We start from the raw sequence: 14,915 nt of genomic DNA, 5'->3' as shown, positions 1-14,915 counted from the left end.
GCGTCACCGGTACCTTCACTCTCGATCATTCCACGCAATTTACTGGCACGATTTACGGCCTTTCCGGCAACGGTGATCCGTCCAGCTCGGATATTCTCGATCTCAAGGACATCTCGTTCGGATCAGGCACGAAGTTCGCCTATTCAGGTGACACATCGGGCGGGGTACTCACCGTCTCGGACGCCCAGAACCATACCGCGCACATCACGCTAGCCGGCGACTACACCCATTCAACGTTCAATCTCTCAAGCGATGGAAACGGCGGCACCCTCGTCATCGATCCGCCAGTTGACGGATTTAATTTTGCACATCTCTCGACGCCACAAACGACTGCCGATCCAGTGATTGTCCGGATTGGAAGCGCCGGCGACGGGTTCGTGTTCGGCCATTCTGGGACGCCCGCCAGTCACCCGGAAATTGGATCCAACAGCTCGTATGGATACCACGCTTCTACTGATGCGCTACACCTGGCTGGACTCGACTTCGATGCCAGTGCACATCTTGCCGCCGAGAATACACATTTTGTTGCGCTTCATGCATTCTCGGCGGAGGGATATCTGTTACATGCCTAGAGAAGCTGGCATGATCGATTTTTACGCCTCTTCGCCGAACAAATTTCTCCCGCGTTTTAGCCTCGCTGCGACCATCTAGTGAAGGGAAGAGCGGGGATCGAATTGATCTGCAGACGCTATGGTGCTAGCGCCCACCTATTGATGCGGTCATGCCGACCTGGCTTTCGGAGTTACATCCCCGGCAGATGACCAGTTTTCTGGCGATCTTTGCCTCCCGATCAGCCTCGATTTCGTCGTGGACCACCCACCACGCCGCTGAATAGGGGCGCAACTCAGCTAGGACCGCTTCTCGTCGCAGGTTGGAATCCTGCTCGAGTATCCTCGACTGTCTCGAAACTCGGTGCGATCGAGACAAGTTAGGATTTTGCCCCAGACCGTCCCACGCGTATCGATAGCGCAACGGCGAGGCGCCGGTGGCCGGCTTGGCCGAACCCTGAACCGATGTCCAAGTAGGCTGCGAAGCGCAGCTCCCAAGTGCGACGGACAAGAGCAGGAGAAGCAATGTGCGAATGGCCATGATCGCGTACCGAAACCTGCGCGGTGCGCATCACGAGACCCGCGCCCAAAAGTTTCATGCGATATGGTTAACAATTGATTAGAAGCCCCTTCGCTTGCCGTTGAGGTACTCTATGATGGAGCGAAGCAGTTCGCGTTCGTCGAGCTTCAACGGCGAGCCTGGCAGGGCGCTCAATCCGCTTCGGTGCATCCAGATCGTTCAAGAAACGCCCTAAGTCCGAAGCCCGATGCTGGTGTCAAGTCGCGGGCGAAATGGGGGAGGGAGCGCATCAGGGCATCGGGATCGACGATCGTGAGCGAACCTTCTGTTACGACGATTTTGTCTGACGGGATCCCGTTTACCAGGAATACGTGGCCGCGTACGATGTCGCCGTCAACAACTTCGCCGCATTCGTCGAGGGTTGTCAGAAATTCGAACCGTTCGGGTGCAACCGGGTAGCTGATCTCTTCCTGCAGTTCGCGAGCAATACATGCCAAATAGGTCTCACCCGCCTCTCGGTGGCCCCCGAACAAAGAAAGTCTTCCAGGATAAACGATGCCTTGGATGTTGTCGCGGCGCTGGAACAGGTAACGGCCGGTGGTGTCGAGCACGACCGCTAGTGCGATGTGACGATCCGGCATTACGTAACCTACCTTCGACATTGGACGAGTTAAGCATAACGGTCAGTCTCAAGCAGGGCCAGATGATTAGCCTAACGAAGATGTGTATGTCTTTTGAGTGGATCGCAGGGGTTCGGGTTTGGTAGCCATTCCCGCAATAGCGGCTCGTTACCAGGCTAAATGTTGTCGAAGCAGAAATATCATCGCCGCCCGGGAAGTAGGCATCGATGAGCGAAGTCGCCCAGAATTGGCTGATTTGCGATCTTTAAGTTGTGCCGGGGCCTTTTTCGGTTTGAATTTAGTAAACAAAATCAGTAAATTATCAAACGAAGTGGCGATGACCAAAACTCGCTTCGTTCTGCTGCAATTTGAGCATCAATCGACATTGTTCCGACCGGTCCATGGCCCTATCCTTGGGACCGGCGGATAGGGGTTGCAATGACCAGTCTCGAACCACGACAGGATTATCGGGTAATTCTTCGACCGCAAGTTGAGGACCGCCGGGCGGCCGAAAAGGACATCGAGCAATCCGATAGCCTGGAGCTATTCGTCCTTCGTGCGCTTCGTCGATATTGGTTAATCTCCGCGACAGTTTTCGTTTTAGGCATTCTCTCTGCAGTATTGCTGCATGCCTTGCTCGATACCAAATACGAGGCGGCGGCGTCCCTCCTCATCGACAACGGCAAGCAAAGCGAAGCCAATCAGGGCTTTGATTCGGTCTTCGTGAACTCGCAAATTGAGTTGCTAAACAGCGAATTTGTCATCAGGTCGGCCATCCAGAATGTCGGCGACGGCAAGTTGTACCCGAAGAGCCCGGACGGTGAATTCTCGCAGCTGCTGACTTATCTGAGCGTGGCCCAGAAGAAGATGAAAAACGAGGACCGCGCATACAAGTCGGCGGCTCGCGCATTGAAGGTGCAGCTCGAACCGCGGACCAGCATGATCCGGGTTTCTTTTCGGCATGAGGATCCACGCCTCGCCGCATCTTTTGTGAATGCGCTCACAGAGAGCTATCTCGGCAAATACAGGGCTCTCTACACCCAGGCTGGAGCGGCTGATTTCCTCCATGGAGAGGTGGACCAACTTCAGCGCAAGGTAGCCACAGCGGCCGGAGTGTTGGGGGCCTTTATGACCGCAAATCGCACTTACGCAATCGATGAGCAGAAGAAACTCTTGCTTACCCGCCAGAGTGACCTCGCCAAGTCGGTGGCAACGGTGCGAACCGAACTGGCGCAGCGGCAGGAGGAGCTGAGGGTTGTCGAGGAGCAGATCGGCCAATTGAGGCCAAACGCCGCTCGCGCTTCGCAGGCTCGCGATCCATCAAAGCCGGCGCCAGAAGCGGCAGTTCCCTTACCCTACAATAGAAATCTATTTGGGGACGATCCTCCGTTGCTGCTTGTGAAGCTCTATCAAGAATCCACGCAGCAGTTTCTGACCCTGAAGATGACGATCGCAGGGCTGCGCGCCGCAGAGTCGGCTCACACGGCCGAATTGGGCAACGTGGCAAAGGAACTTGTCACGCTAGCCAGCCTTGAGGCCGAAACCAATCGCCTCAAGAGGCAGCTCAGCTCGGCAGAGCAAGAGCTTTCGGAAATCACCTCGCGCGCGGGTGAAAAGCGGATCGCAGCGGCGATGACGGAGAACAATCTTTCGGCCATCAAGATCGCGCAGTCTGCGTCCGTCCCATTTGAAACCGCAGGGCGCAGCGTATGGCTGTTTCTGGCAATTGGTTCTTTTTTGTCCGCCCTGACTGCGGTTGGAGTGGCTTGCGCGTTGCAGCTGATCTCAGCTCATCGAAATCCGCCGACATACGTCGCTGCAAGCTTCCTGCGTACGGTCCGTTTCTATATGTTCTTTCCGAGCTAGGCGGAGAACATCTCCGACGACAAACGGTTCGAGGAGTTTCGCTTTGTCTGGTTAGATCAATTCAGTGTGCGGGCTTGTCGCCCAGAACCGCGATGGATTGCCTAATGGTTTGCGGACTGAGCCAGCCCATGGATCTGATCTCGGGGACATAGATCGATAACCCCCGCCAGGACAGGAGGAAGAGCACGAACTCGGCCAGGACGGTCGCATAGGCGGCGCCCAACGCGCCAAGGGCCGGAACGAAAATGCAGGACGCGGCGATCGCCGTAAAGGCTGCGAGACCAAGGTATATGACTCGCGGTATCGTCTGCGGTCCGGTCACGAGCAGCGAACTGTAAGCGCTTTGCAGGAACCTTGTCGGAATTCCAATGCTCATTACCAGCAGAAGGTCGACAGACGGAACGTATCTCGATCCGAACATCCAGGGAATCAGCCTGCTAGCGGTGGCCACGAGGATGGCCATTGCGAGGATGCCAACCGAGGCCATCAGCGCGGCTGACACATAGAATGCGGCCGCGAATTTTGCGCGGTCATGATGGCCCCAGTGGAAGATCCTTTCAGCGATGAACTTGGAGTAGAAGACGGAGGGAAACATCATCGCCGCAGAGACAATGAGAAATGCGATGTTGTATTGAGCAGTCTCGGTCCCGCCCCGGATGTACTCCAGAACCACAATCGGCCCCTGGAAGAATATGAGATAGATCGCGCCGAACAACAGAAAGGGGCCAGCCGAGCGGGCTGTCTCCAGCACCGAGGGATGGGGGTGCCGATAGCTCTTCAGAAGTCGCCCCCAGGATCGGGCCGGAACCGCAACCAGGCTCCAAATGACGGCGATCGCTCCCATCATTCCAAATCCCACGAGCACTGCCCGCAGGCTTGAAATGGTGAATGCTTTGAGGCAGAGGGCGACCACTGCGCGCCCAAGCTGGGTGACGATCTGCCAAAAGGCGACCTGACCGGCGCTCCGCTCGATCTGATAGCGGACCGACGACAGTTCTACAGCCAGTTGTCCCAATAGGATCGGAACGGAGGCCGCCAGTAACAGCAATCGTTCGGAAGCGGGAAATTTTGCGATCGTCAGCGCATACGCCACGAGGCCGACGATGCCAAGGCCGGTGAGAAGTGCCACGAGTTGCGCGGCGGGAAAGTACCAGCGAACAGCTTCTTCGCTCTCTCTCCCAACCACTTGGAGTAGAAACCAGTTCATTCCTCCCATGCCGATCAATGCTAAAAGGTTTATGATAGACGACAGGGCGGCAATCGTACCGAGAGCCTCCAGATCCATAGATCGAGCCAATGTCAGTTGCGCAATAAAGTTGAATAAGGCTGCAAGGAATGTCCCGGAATACAACAGCGTTAGCGCGCCTATCGCCCGCTTGATGAATGCGTTGCGGATCATCCCACCTGTCCTGTTCGTGCCACCGCTTGTCGCCGGCACGCATCCGTTATCAATCTACGGGGCGAATGCCCAGCGTATTGCGATCAGAGGTTAATCAATGACGAGGCGCTCGATACTCTTCGTGACTGACGAACTCTTCCTTCCCTTACCGTCCAAGAATGCGTCGGGTTGGCTGTATTACACCATAGTCGAGACCTACAAAAAGCGAGGCTGGAAGGTCTATTGCGTTTCGTTCTTCCGGGACCCGCAGTTGGCGGGATCGAGCGAAGTGAACTCGGCCTATCAGGAGCAATTTTCGGACTTTCTCCTGTTGCCTGGCTGGAATCGCGGGGGGCATCTGCTTGGTGCGATCGGTCAAGTCTGGAGAGAGGTGCAGCGGGCGCTGACCGGCAATGTCCTGTCGTCCCACCCATTTCTGTTTACCAACACCGTCAGAAACTCGCGATGGATCGCCAGGAGGTTGAACGAGTGGCAGGTCGACGTGATTTATCTCGCCAAGCCGCAATCGGTTCAATTGCTCGGTCGGGTCCTACCTCAATTGTCCAATAGCCGAAAACCGCTAGTGGTGATGAGTGCTCACGATGATTTTGTCAACCGAGCGATCGCCTACCGCGCGACATATCAGAGATTGTTTGATGTGCTGAATTTGCCAGAGATCCTGCGCGATCATGCAAATGCCTGGATAAGGCATTTCCTCGAGCGAATTGACGTTGCACGTTCGCGGCAGGCTGAAGCGGAAATATTCGACGCTTGCCATTTGGTGCGCGTGGAGTCTGCCGATGAATTCGCCAACTACTCAGCCATAAATCAATCGACGGCGAAGCTCTCTCACAAGCCATTTTCCTACGTCGCCCCCGTTCAAGAAGCCCACGAGACAGCGGCTCAAGCGTTCGATGCTGGCTTCATTGGCTCGAATGACGTGATGAATCTCGACGCAGTCTTGTACTTGCGGGACGTGATACTGCCGATCATCCGGAAGGCGGCGCCGGAGTTTCGCATGCTGGTTGCCGGGGGCATCTCGAGCAAGGTAGGGCCGCTCATCGAGGGGGTCGCCAATATCACTGTATGGAACCGTCTGGACAACGTATCGAAATTCTACAGCGCCATTCGTGTTGCGGCGGTGCCGCTTCGCGCCGGCACCGGCGTCAGCATCAAGGTGCTGGAGGCGTTATCGTTCGGAAAGAGGATTGTCAGCACTCCCGTCGGTGTGCGTGGACTGCCGAACAAGCTGCTCGCCGATGCGATCGTGACCAGTGACCCCAACGAGTTTGCGCATGCTTTGTTGCGGGGGCGAACCCGGCCTGGCATGGCGCACGGCGAGCTTGCCGTCGATGGTTGAGTTCGAGACGACGAGACCGCACTCACTCATGGCGAACGCTCGGCTGAGCGAGGTGCTGTTTGCTTCAACCTTGGTTTGCTATCTCCTGATCGCTGCGGATATCGTGCCCGGCGTGACCGGTCTTCAGGCTGAGTACGAGCCCGGCTATCTCGATGTTGTAAACATTGACAAGGCTGGCGATGTCATACGGCAGGCGCTGCTTGCCCCGTTCTTTCTTGGTTCGGTCTATCTGCTGGCACGCGCGAGGCTGAAGGAGAATCTGCGACGGTTGGGATGGCCGGCCGCAATTGTGATCGCAATCTGCTTCCTGTCCGCTGCCTGGTCGTCCGATACCATGGCGACCCTCAGAAAGGCGCTTGGGCTGTTCGGGACGTTCTCGGTGGGAACGTATGTGGCCAGCCGGCTGAGTTCGCACCGTTTTGCCAAGCTAGTGCAGATCGCAGTGATCGTTGCCCTGGCGGGTTCGTTCATGTGGCTGCTCATCGCCCCGGATAAGGCTCTGGACACCAACGGTCAACTTCGCGGGCTCTTCAATCACAAGAATATCCTGGGTCAATTTGCCGGCATTGGCTATCTCGCATTTCTTTCGCTCGCCGTCAGGGAAACGGGTCGTCGCCGGCTTATTCGGCTTGGTGGTGCCGGGGCATGTGTTCTGTCGTTGCTTCTGGCGAGCTCCGCAACGCCGCTGATCGCCATTGGATTCGTGACCGCTTGGGCCTACGCGAGATCCCGATTGGGATTGCGGCCGCGGGAATTGGTCGTGCTCACCGTGGTGATCTGCGTCGGCGGCGTGCTGTTTCTGGTGGCGGCGCCCGATGCCTTCACGTCTATCGTCGGTAGGGACGTGACCCTGTCCGGACGAACGAACATTTGGCAGTTTGCGCTTGAGATGGCGACGGAGAAGCCGCTGCTGGGATATGGTTATGGCGTATTCTGGCTGGGGCCAAATTCCCCCGGATCACTGTTCTGGGACAAGACCCTACAGTTTGAATTGAGCGCCCATAACGGCTACTTGCAGTGTCTACTTGACCTCGGGATGGTGGGGCTCTCGGCCACCATCATTACGGTGTTTAAGCCACTTCTCAGGGCGCAAACATCATCTGGCGTCAAGCGGCCTTACATCGATCGCCCCGAAAATTTCTCGGAGTGGTTTTTGATTTTCTTTCTGATTCTAAACGTGGCAGAGATCCGCTTCTTCGATCCGACCTCAGTCGTGACATTCGTGTTTGCCTATATCGGCGCGCACCAGAGAGGGCGGAATGGGGGGCGCCGTGTCCGGGGAGGGGCCTCGTTTACCGATTAAGAACCTCGTACTCCCCTTTTTGGAATTGCGCCAAAGATCGGGCTAATCCGTACATCCCTGCGCGGCCGAGCCGCTCCCTCGTAGCAGATTGTGAAATTGCCTACATTTTCAGTGTTCACTGACTCTCCATTTTATGATAGAAAAAAACAATCATAAGTTGGACGATTGTGTCCTATCTTTGGCTACTATTGAGCAGCCAGTGGCGTTGTTTCGCGATTGGAACTAGTTTTTTTGGTTATCGAGTATTGAAAGGCGGTACAGCTTGCGCATTGGAGTATTTATTGAATTATTCGCTCCCAGCGTGGGTGGACAGGAATTATTCTTTGAAGGGCTTTCCCGACAACTCGTCAAGAACGGACACACGATCGATGTTCATTGCATCGGGCATGCGTCCAATTTGGCGACGGTTGAGAACATGGACGGGATAACGATTTTTCGGCACCCGATAGATGTATTTTACAAATCGCCGCGCTTCAAGATGATGAAGCGGGCTTGGCCGACAATCATCAAATATGCACTGCACATTCGGCGGGTCGCCAGGGAATCGAACTACGATGTGCTGTTGTTGAATCAGTGGCCGCTCTTGCATGCGGTCACGATTCCGAAATCGCAGCGCGCCAAGGCCGTGATGCATTGGTGCGAAATTCGTACCGGGCTCTTCTACCGAACCATTCAAGCCCTCCTGCCGCGGTTCGTGGCCAGAAACGTGGCGGTGAGCGACGCTGTCGGCCAGGCGATCCAGCAATTCAGCGTTGGTCCGGTGCATACGCTCCCCAGTGGAATTGATATCGAGCTTTATCGCTCGCTTCCTCGGAGTAGGCGCTCGGGGATCTGCTATCTCGGCCGGATGGCGTCCCACAAGAACGTTCCATTGCTGATCGACGCCTTTGAGTTGCTGAAGGATCGGGGCTACATCGGTTCGCTCACCCTGGCAGGCGATGGGCCCGCTTTTGGCGACATCAGAGAACGGGCGAAAATTTCCCGATACGCGTCCGACATTGTCCTGCCTGGCTTGGTCTCGGATCGCGAGAAGATCGAACTCTTTTCCAAATCCGAAGCTCTTGTTATCTCGAGCCTGCGGGAAGGCTTTCCGAGAGTTGTCGCCGAGGCGATGGCTAGCGGTCTTCCAGTCGTTACATGCGACTATGAAATGAACGGCACAAAGGAAGTCGTGCGCCTTTATGATTGCGGAGTGGTGACACTTCCGGCTCCGGACCATCTTGCCCAAGGCGTGGGTGACGTGATCGCACGCTGGGACCACTACTCGGGGACAGGCCGTTCGGCGGCAAAGGGGCTCGCCTGGACTTTGATAGCGGATAAGTTTGAGCAATTGGTTGCTCCGGCCCCCGACGATCGACCTCTATCCATTTCCGGCCGTTTCAGGGAAGCCAGTGCCGTATGAAGCGGAGAATTGTGGTTGCGGGCGGTGCTGGCTTCGTAGGGCGCCAGCTGGTTAGAAAGTTGCTGGATCGGCACCTCGTTTGTGTCGTAGACGCGCTGAAGTTCGGGAATCGCTTCGGCGAGAGTGAAAGTACCAATATTGTGCTGGAGAAGGTCGATATTCGGGATTGGCGCTCGGTATCGGATGTCATGGAGCGATTTCGCCCCGAAGTCATCATCAATCTCGCCGCAATTCACTTCATCCCAGAGTGTGAACGCGACCCCGTGCATGCCGAGGAAGTCAACGTCCTCGGCACGATGAATCTTGTGCGCGCATGTCCGGCCGGCGCGCGTTTTGTTTTCGCCAGCAGCGGCGCGGTCTATCATCCAGACAGTGCGCCTCACGATGAGGCGATCTCGGCAGTGGAGCCAGCCGACGTTTACGGCATGACGAAATTGCACGCCGAGCATTATGTGCGATACTTCGCCAAACAGAGAGGGCTCCAAGGAGCAATTGTCAGGCTTTTCAACGTGGTTGGGCCGGGGGAAACCAGCCCGCATATCCTGCCCGAAATCGTCCACCAGCTAAAGGCGGGGAAGACCAGGATCAGGCTCGGGAATGTCTGGCCCCAGCGCGACTACATCCACGTCGAGGACGCGGCGGAGGGGTTCCGACGGGTTGCGCTATATGGCGACATTCCCGCTGGAGAAACGAAACTGGTCAATTTGGGCACCGGCAAGCAATATTCGGTGTCGATGATCCTGGATGAACTTCGGTCGCTCACGGCGCTTCCAATTGAAGTTGAGCATGATGCATCGCGCGCCCGGGCGGTCGACCGGCCATTTCTGCAAGCGAGCATCGCTAGGATTCAAGCCGATTTCGGCTGGTCCCCAAGGCAGAACATCACCACGGCGCTGGCGGATCTTTGGAGAAACCCCGATTTCGCGCCCAGTCTCGTTGAACAGTTGCGCAATCGCTGAATGCCGATTGCCGTCTTCAGCGCGGGCGACGGAGGCGACTTTGCGAAATGGCGTTCTCGTAGATGCGTAGATGCGCCGTCACCTGGCTTTCGATCGTGAATGCCGTTGACGCAAACGACGCTGCCCTCGCGGCGAGCGATTGCGCCAGTTGAGGGGAGTCAAGGAGCGACGAGATATGTTCTGCAAATTCTGCGGGGAGCTGTGGGTCGGCGAGCAGTCCGGTCTCGCCGTGGTGTATAAGTTCCTGGTTGCCGGCAATCCTTGATGCGACGACCGGCACCCCCATTTTCATCGCCTCGACCACCGAAACCGGAACGCCCTCCCAGAGCGAGGGCAGTACAAAGATACGCGCCCTGGACATCAACTCAAGCGCATCAGTTCGAGACCTCGTACCGGCCATGGTAATCTGGGACTCGACCCCAAGTCTCTTACAACTTTCGCGCACGGATGCCTCTAGCTCACCGCCGCCGATGATTAGCATCGTCACGTGTGGCCTCTTCATTGCCGCCAGAATCGTTGGCAGTGCGAGCGGATTCTTCTGGGGATGCAGGCGTCCCACAAAGACGATGTCGAATTCGGGTTGCGGGGCGATTGCGCATCCCGCCGGCAGTTCAACGCCGTTATAGACCTGGCTCCACCGCTGGGGATCGTCGATCAGTCCTTCCTTATGAGCAAAAGCCTCATCCGCCTTGCCGACAAGGATAATCCGGTCCGCGCGGCCGATGCACAGCTTCTCCATCAGCTTGAAGAACTGTCGGCTGCCGGTACCTTTTCGGTCATAGTGGAAGCCATGAATCGTGTAGACGAGGGCTGGACGCTTGCTCCGAGGCAGAAGAGATACGGGCAGTGCCGACCTTGCGCCATGGGCGTGAACGACCTCCGGCGCTTGGCGCTCGAGCAACTCCGATATCTCCCGCGATATCCTGATGACGTTTTTCCGGCGGCTGAAATCGAGGCCAAACGTCGTCCACCCCTTTGCGTTTGCGAGGTCGAAAAAGTAACTTCCAGTCTGCGTTATGACGGCGGTTTCAACGCCCCTTGCTGCCATCCCGGTGCATAATGTTTCTACGACGACTGGACCTCCTCCAGGATTTCCATCGGCCATAATATGAACTACGCGCATTCGTCCACACCAGTGTTCGTCGCTCTATCGAGTTCGGAAAAAATCGATCGATCGAGTATATGATACACATAGAACAACGGGATGCTCGATGGAAGCGACGATGAATGGCGGCGACGGCAGGCAAGTCCAGCATTTGGCGAAGCGAGTGACGGGGTTCATTGTTTTGTTGCTGGTACTTGGCTTCCCATCTGTTTGCCGATGCGGTCCTCTGCAGAAGGGTATGAACGCCGGCGATCTTCTCTTCATGCCGCCGTGGGAGCTCCGATCCCGGTTTGCAGAGTTCAGGGATGTTGGCGTCAAATGGCTGAGAGTGGAGTTTGACTGGAATCGCATCCAGCCGGACAATCAGGATACGTACAATATCCAGCAGCATGACCGGATCGTCGCTTTAGCCCGCGAGTTCAATATTTCCGTCCTGGGCCTGATCTATTTCTGTCCCGCATGGGCGAACGGCGGACACAAGCCGCCGGCATATCCTCCGGCCGACCCAAGTGCGTTCGGCCGGTTCGCTGCGTACTTGGCGACAAGGTACGCATCTGCAGGTGTTCGCCATTGGGAGATATGGAATGAGCCGAATCTTGGTGGCAGCTGGGCGCCGGCCCCGTCGCCCCCACAGTATGCTGCGCTGCTAAAGGCTGCCTACGAAGCCATCAAGAACGTCGACAGCGGTGCCACCGTCATATCAGGCGGCCTAGCGCAGCCAAATAACACCGGTACCACCATGCGCGCTGCAGAATTCCTGGATACGTTATACAAGAACGGGGCGCGACAATTCTTCGATGCGGTCGGCAATCATCCATACACGTCGCCGAGTCCTCCGGATCGGATAGACGGAAATTCTTGGCAGCAAATGGAAAGCTCGGATGGCTTGCGAGGGATCATGGCTAGGTACCACGATCAGGAAAAGGTCATCTGGGTGACCGAATACGGCGCTCCGACGGACGGAGAAGCAAATACAGTTATTTCCGAGACGGCTCAGGTCCAACTTCTCAGATCGGCTTTCGAACTCGCGTCGCAACAGCCAAATCTCGGGCCAATTTTCTGGTACAATTTCAGAGATTGGTGTCCGAAGGGCAAGACTGATCCCGATTGCTACTATGGACTCCTGAGATTCGACAATTCTCGAAAGCCCTCATACGCGGCATTCATGGACTTGAACTAACGGACCGAGATCACATTGTTCGATCGTCGGAGGGCAGCAACCCACAGCGCCGGCGGCATCTGCCGATGAGTCCGCCAAACAATAGCGCCCCTGCGGTTTGCGCAAGCGTTGGTCGTCTCGTCGAGACCCTTGATCGTCGATACCGGAGCCCTGCCGAGCGTTTGTATTTAGACATTCATTTACGATCCGGCGCTACTGTTTTCGGGTTGCACTTCCGATGTGATTATCGATGCCCAACAATCGCGCAACGGCACGGCCTTGGTTGCCGGACGAAGAAGCTACGCTGTGCTCACTTCTCAACGAAGGCGTCGAAGCTGACGAAATCGCCGAACGGCTTGGGCGATCCCGCCAGGCGATATACGGCCGTATTCAACGCTTTCACAAGCAGCGAGGGCGGACCAGCCGAAAGAGCGGCGAAACCTTCACGCAGTGGCCCAATGGCTGAGCGAGCCTCGTCTCAGCTGGCATTTGTCAGACACGGGCTGCCCCCGTTCCGGCCGGCGTTTCTCGCAACGTTTTCGCAGGCATTTCGCAGTAGGCTTTCGGCTTTCCCCGGCGACAACGCCGGAAAGGAGATTGCGTTTGACCGCAGTAATTAATTCGGAGCTAGATCAATTGAGGCGCGGAATTGCAGAGCGCCAGCGCTATATCGAAGGTCAACAGGTTCTGATCGAAGTTCTTGAGCATGATGGCCACGATGTGCGTGAGCAAGAGATAGCTTTGAACAGCGAGCGTTCTAAGCTTGATCAGCAACTACAGCTCTTACGCAAGCGTCAGGCGTAACGCTGATTGTTCAAGTCGCAGTGGCTTAGGGTGACGCGCTCGGCGCCCAGCACGCGGAAGGCCCTTCGCCTGAACGGTCAGGGGATTAGTCGAGTGCATGGCCGACACCGATGCGCAGCCCCTATTATTGACGGATTTCGTATCGGTCGCAGCGAGGATCGCCGCGCCTCACCATAGCTATCTCCTGGAAGTTGTTTTTCGGGTCACAGTGCAATAGCCCGTACTCCGACAAGTACGGATATGGTACCCGCCAACAGAGGTTCCGGCCCGCCGGAACCTCGTGTGAATACCCACCTATCGTGTAGTGGCAGGCATCGCTGAGACTAGGTTCTGGCTTTCTGCCCGTCCCAACCGTGTCTTGGACTATCCCTTGTGCATGAGCCTGGACTAGCGAAGCCAATGCGAAGAATGAGACGGAAAAGACGCGCATTTTTGCCTCCTCTTGGTTTTCAATTCCTTTCAAATCCTAGATTGAGATCGACCCCGATCTATTCCGGACCGCGTGCCGCCTTACCGTGGCGGCCGCAGAAGTTCCCACCATAGCGCGCGTTATGGAACCCTTCGCATGCGCATCCGTATCATACGTCAGGCGATAGTGCCCGACTGCGGCAGTTACGAGCTGCGCATCCCAGACAATATTTCTACTTTGATGACGTGGCTAGCCGTCGAATGCGCCCCAAGGGGGTCGAAAGCACCACGGCCGAAGAAGAGGCAAGACCCTCGCGCGGGCAGAGCAGTGTAGGCTAGACATGTTCGCTGCGGCGCTCGGCGGCGGGTTTAGTGCCAAGCACCAGAAGGCCGTTATGGATGAAATCGCCGAGGATGTGCACAAGAGTGGGCCGAAAGCGAAGAAATGAGGGAGCCCGGCTGCTGCAGACGCCGGAGCCCGGACATCGGCTCAGCTCCCGCTGACTGTATCGCGACCGGAGAGGCATTCCATCTCCCTCAAAAGAGCGTCCTCTCCGCCTTTGCACCGCCGGTATATTTTACCTCGTTAAGTACATTGGCGTGCGGAGAGTGCGCGCTCTCGCTGCCGTTTCTTTGGGGGCCGCGCGGATGACCCGTTTCTTCTTCCACGTTCACGACGGCATTTCTGCCTTCGATGATGTAGGGCCGGAGCTTCCCGATATCGCCGCTGCGCAAGCCGCAGCGATCGAATTGAACAGTAGAATCCTCAACGAGGGAGCAGAAGGACCGTGTGGCAGGACCTTAACTGGCGTGTCTAGGACTGACAGTCCCGGAATCGGCGGACAGACGTCTCTTGTCGTTAACTTTTCGGTCACGCAACGTAACGTACTAAACTAACCCGTCTTACAGCTGCTCAGGAGCTTGGGATCCTCGGCGTCAACAGCATCTCTGATTTCGCTGCATTCCCGCAAGCACGATCACTGGTGCAATTTTACCGGCCGGTTCGATCGTCTTTTCTGCCGGGACGACTTGTGCCCTCCTGCGGACTGCCGGCTGAACCGCCTGACGATTCCCCTGGCCCTGTTCCGCTAGCGCTTTAGCCTTCTGCGCCTGCTGATCGGTCAAGGCATCCAACGCCAACAACCAAGTCACGATCGACCTCAAGCAGGAAGACCTCGACTTCAACGTAAGCGCTGTTCAGCGGCCACCTACCGGATGACGGGGTGATCTGCGAGTCTGCGGTTTGTTCGGACCGTTAGGCTTAGAATGGACACAGTGCATAGTGCTATCGCGGAGCCGGTGCGGCGGCTTGAGGTCTTCACCGGAGCCGGTCGTCGGCGGAAGTGGAGCGACGACGACAAGGCGCGGATCGTCGCCGAGATCGTGGCGAGTGGCGACTCGGTGTGTTCCGTGGCCCGACGGCATGGATTGTCGCCGCAGCAGTTGTTTGGTTGGCGCCGCCAGTTGCGAGAAGCAGCAGGCG

General features: G+C 56.7%; 13 protein-coding genes and 1 pseudogene. 11 read left to right on the top strand and 3 right to left on the bottom strand.

Annotated features, from left to right (window positions below; translation table 11 throughout):
• Nucleotides 1-572, top strand: a pseudogene (locus tag E4K65_RS48050) (hypothetical protein); the annotation flags it as partial.
• Nucleotides 573-1,259: 687 nt separating this feature from the next.
• Here the strand turns inward: E4K65_RS48050 and E4K65_RS45020 are convergent.
• On the bottom strand, nucleotides 1,260-1,709 hold the full coding sequence (locus tag E4K65_RS45020; RefSeq protein ID WP_135179555.1) for an NUDIX domain-containing protein: 450 nt from the start codon (nucleotides 1,707-1,709) through the stop codon (nucleotides 1,260-1,262).
• A gap of 417 nt (nucleotides 1,710-2,126) precedes the next feature.
• On the opposite strand from E4K65_RS45020, the gene E4K65_RS45015 reads away from it, so the two are divergent.
• Nucleotides 2,127-3,554, top strand: coding sequence for a GumC family protein (locus E4K65_RS45015; protein ID WP_135179554.1), 1,428 nt, complete (start codon nucleotides 2,127-2,129; stop codon nucleotides 3,552-3,554).
• Nucleotides 3,555-3,615: 61 nt separating this feature from the next.
• Here the strand turns inward: E4K65_RS45015 and E4K65_RS45010 are convergent, their stop codons facing one another.
• A complete protein-coding gene (locus tag E4K65_RS45010) occupies nucleotides 3,616-4,953 on the bottom strand; it encodes a lipopolysaccharide biosynthesis protein (protein ID WP_135179553.1) in 1,338 nt (445 codons plus the stop codon).
• A 121-nt stretch (nucleotides 4,954-5,074) separates the two neighbouring features.
• Between E4K65_RS45010 and E4K65_RS45005 the strand changes: the two genes are divergently transcribed.
• The 4 genes from E4K65_RS45005 to E4K65_RS44990 all read left to right on the top strand — a co-directional run bounded on the left by E4K65_RS45005 (nucleotide 5,075) and on the right by E4K65_RS44990 (nucleotide 9,956).
• Entirely contained in the window at nucleotides 5,075-6,292 is a 1,218-nt protein-coding gene (locus E4K65_RS45005; protein ID WP_167771679.1) for a glycosyltransferase family 4 protein, read from the top strand.
• Nucleotides 6,285-7,595: an O-antigen ligase family protein gene (locus E4K65_RS45000; RefSeq protein WP_167771678.1), complete on the top strand. Its 1,311-nt coding sequence runs from the start codon at nucleotides 6,285-6,287 to the stop codon at nucleotides 7,593-7,595. Before E4K65_RS45005 ends, E4K65_RS45000 begins: the two co-directional genes overlap by 8 nt.
• Nucleotides 7,596-7,857: 262 nt before the next feature.
• Nucleotides 7,858-8,997 carry a glycosyltransferase family 4 protein gene (locus tag E4K65_RS44995; protein ID WP_135179550.1) on the top strand — a complete coding sequence of 380 codons (1,140 nt, stop codon included), beginning with the start codon at nucleotides 7,858-7,860 and terminating at the stop codon, nucleotides 8,995-8,997.
• Nucleotides 8,994-9,956: an NAD-dependent epimerase/dehydratase family protein gene (locus tag E4K65_RS44990; RefSeq protein WP_135179549.1), complete on the top strand. Its 963-nt coding sequence runs from the start codon at nucleotides 8,994-8,996 to the stop codon at nucleotides 9,954-9,956. The genes E4K65_RS44995 and E4K65_RS44990 overlap by 4 nt, the downstream gene beginning before the upstream one ends.
• 16 nt (nucleotides 9,957-9,972) lie before the next feature.
• Here E4K65_RS44990 and E4K65_RS44985 read toward each other — a convergent pair whose 3' ends face one another.
• A complete protein-coding gene (locus tag E4K65_RS44985; RefSeq protein WP_283813939.1) occupies nucleotides 9,973-11,061 on the bottom strand; it encodes a glycosyltransferase family 4 protein in 1,089 nt (362 codons plus the stop codon).
• A gap of 106 nt (nucleotides 11,062-11,167) precedes the next feature.
• Between E4K65_RS44985 and E4K65_RS44980 the strand changes: the two genes are divergently transcribed.
• The 5 genes from E4K65_RS44980 to E4K65_RS44965 form a co-directional block, all read left to right on the top strand.
• The gene (locus E4K65_RS44980; RefSeq protein WP_135179547.1) at nucleotides 11,168-12,241 is read left to right on the top strand and encodes a cellulase family glycosylhydrolase; all 1,074 of its coding nucleotides are present in this window, start codon (nucleotides 11,168-11,170) and stop codon (nucleotides 12,239-12,241) included.
• A 229-nt stretch (nucleotides 12,242-12,470) separates the two neighbouring features.
• Nucleotides 12,471-12,686: an HTH domain-containing protein gene (locus tag E4K65_RS44975; RefSeq protein WP_135179546.1), complete on the top strand. Its 216-nt coding sequence runs from the start codon at nucleotides 12,471-12,473 to the stop codon at nucleotides 12,684-12,686.
• Between the two features lie 137 nt (nucleotides 12,687-12,823).
• Nucleotides 12,824-13,024, top strand: coding sequence for a hypothetical protein (locus E4K65_RS44970; protein WP_135179545.1), 201 nt, complete (start codon nucleotides 12,824-12,826; stop codon nucleotides 13,022-13,024).
• A gap of 1,056 nt (nucleotides 13,025-14,080) precedes the next feature.
• A complete protein-coding gene (locus E4K65_RS50155) occupies nucleotides 14,081-14,329 on the top strand; it encodes a DUF6894 family protein (RefSeq protein WP_430649063.1) in 249 nt (82 codons plus the stop codon).
• 369 nt (nucleotides 14,330-14,698) lie between these two features.
• Nucleotides 14,699-14,915: transposase (locus tag E4K65_RS44965; RefSeq protein WP_135179544.1), on the top strand; the 217-nt coding region annotated here is incomplete at its 3' end.

Source organism: Bradyrhizobium niftali, assembly GCF_004571025.1.
Taxonomy (GTDB): domain Bacteria; phylum Pseudomonadota; class Alphaproteobacteria; order Rhizobiales; family Xanthobacteraceae; genus Bradyrhizobium; species Bradyrhizobium niftali.
This window is presented reverse-complemented; position numbering and strand designations above follow the sequence as displayed.

Coding starts and splice junctions, on each gene's coding strand:
- E4K65_RS45000 (WP_167771678.1), top strand. CDS start 6,285: ATGGTTGAGTTCGAGACGACGAGACCGCACTCACTCATGGCGAACGCT.
- E4K65_RS45010 (WP_135179553.1), bottom strand. CDS start 4,953: ATGATCCGCAACGCATTCATCAAGCGGGCGATAGGCGCGCTAACGCTG.
- E4K65_RS44975 (WP_135179546.1), top strand. CDS start 12,471: ATGCCCAACAATCGCGCAACGGCACGGCCTTGGTTGCCGGACGAAGAA.
- E4K65_RS45015 (WP_135179554.1), top strand. CDS start 2,127: ATGACCAGTCTCGAACCACGACAGGATTATCGGGTAATTCTTCGACCG.
- E4K65_RS44980 (WP_135179547.1), top strand. CDS start 11,168: ATGGAAGCGACGATGAATGGCGGCGACGGCAGGCAAGTCCAGCATTTG.
- E4K65_RS45020 (WP_135179555.1), bottom strand. CDS start 1,709: ATGCCGGATCGTCACATCGCACTAGCGGTCGTGCTCGACACCACCGGC.
- E4K65_RS44990 (WP_135179549.1), top strand. CDS start 8,994: ATGAAGCGGAGAATTGTGGTTGCGGGCGGTGCTGGCTTCGTAGGGCGC.
- E4K65_RS50155 (WP_430649063.1), top strand. CDS start 14,081: ATGACCCGTTTCTTCTTCCACGTTCACGACGGCATTTCTGCCTTCGAT.
- E4K65_RS44985 (WP_283813939.1), bottom strand. CDS start 11,061: ATGGCCGATGGAAATCCTGGAGGAGGTCCAGTCGTCGTAGAAACATTA.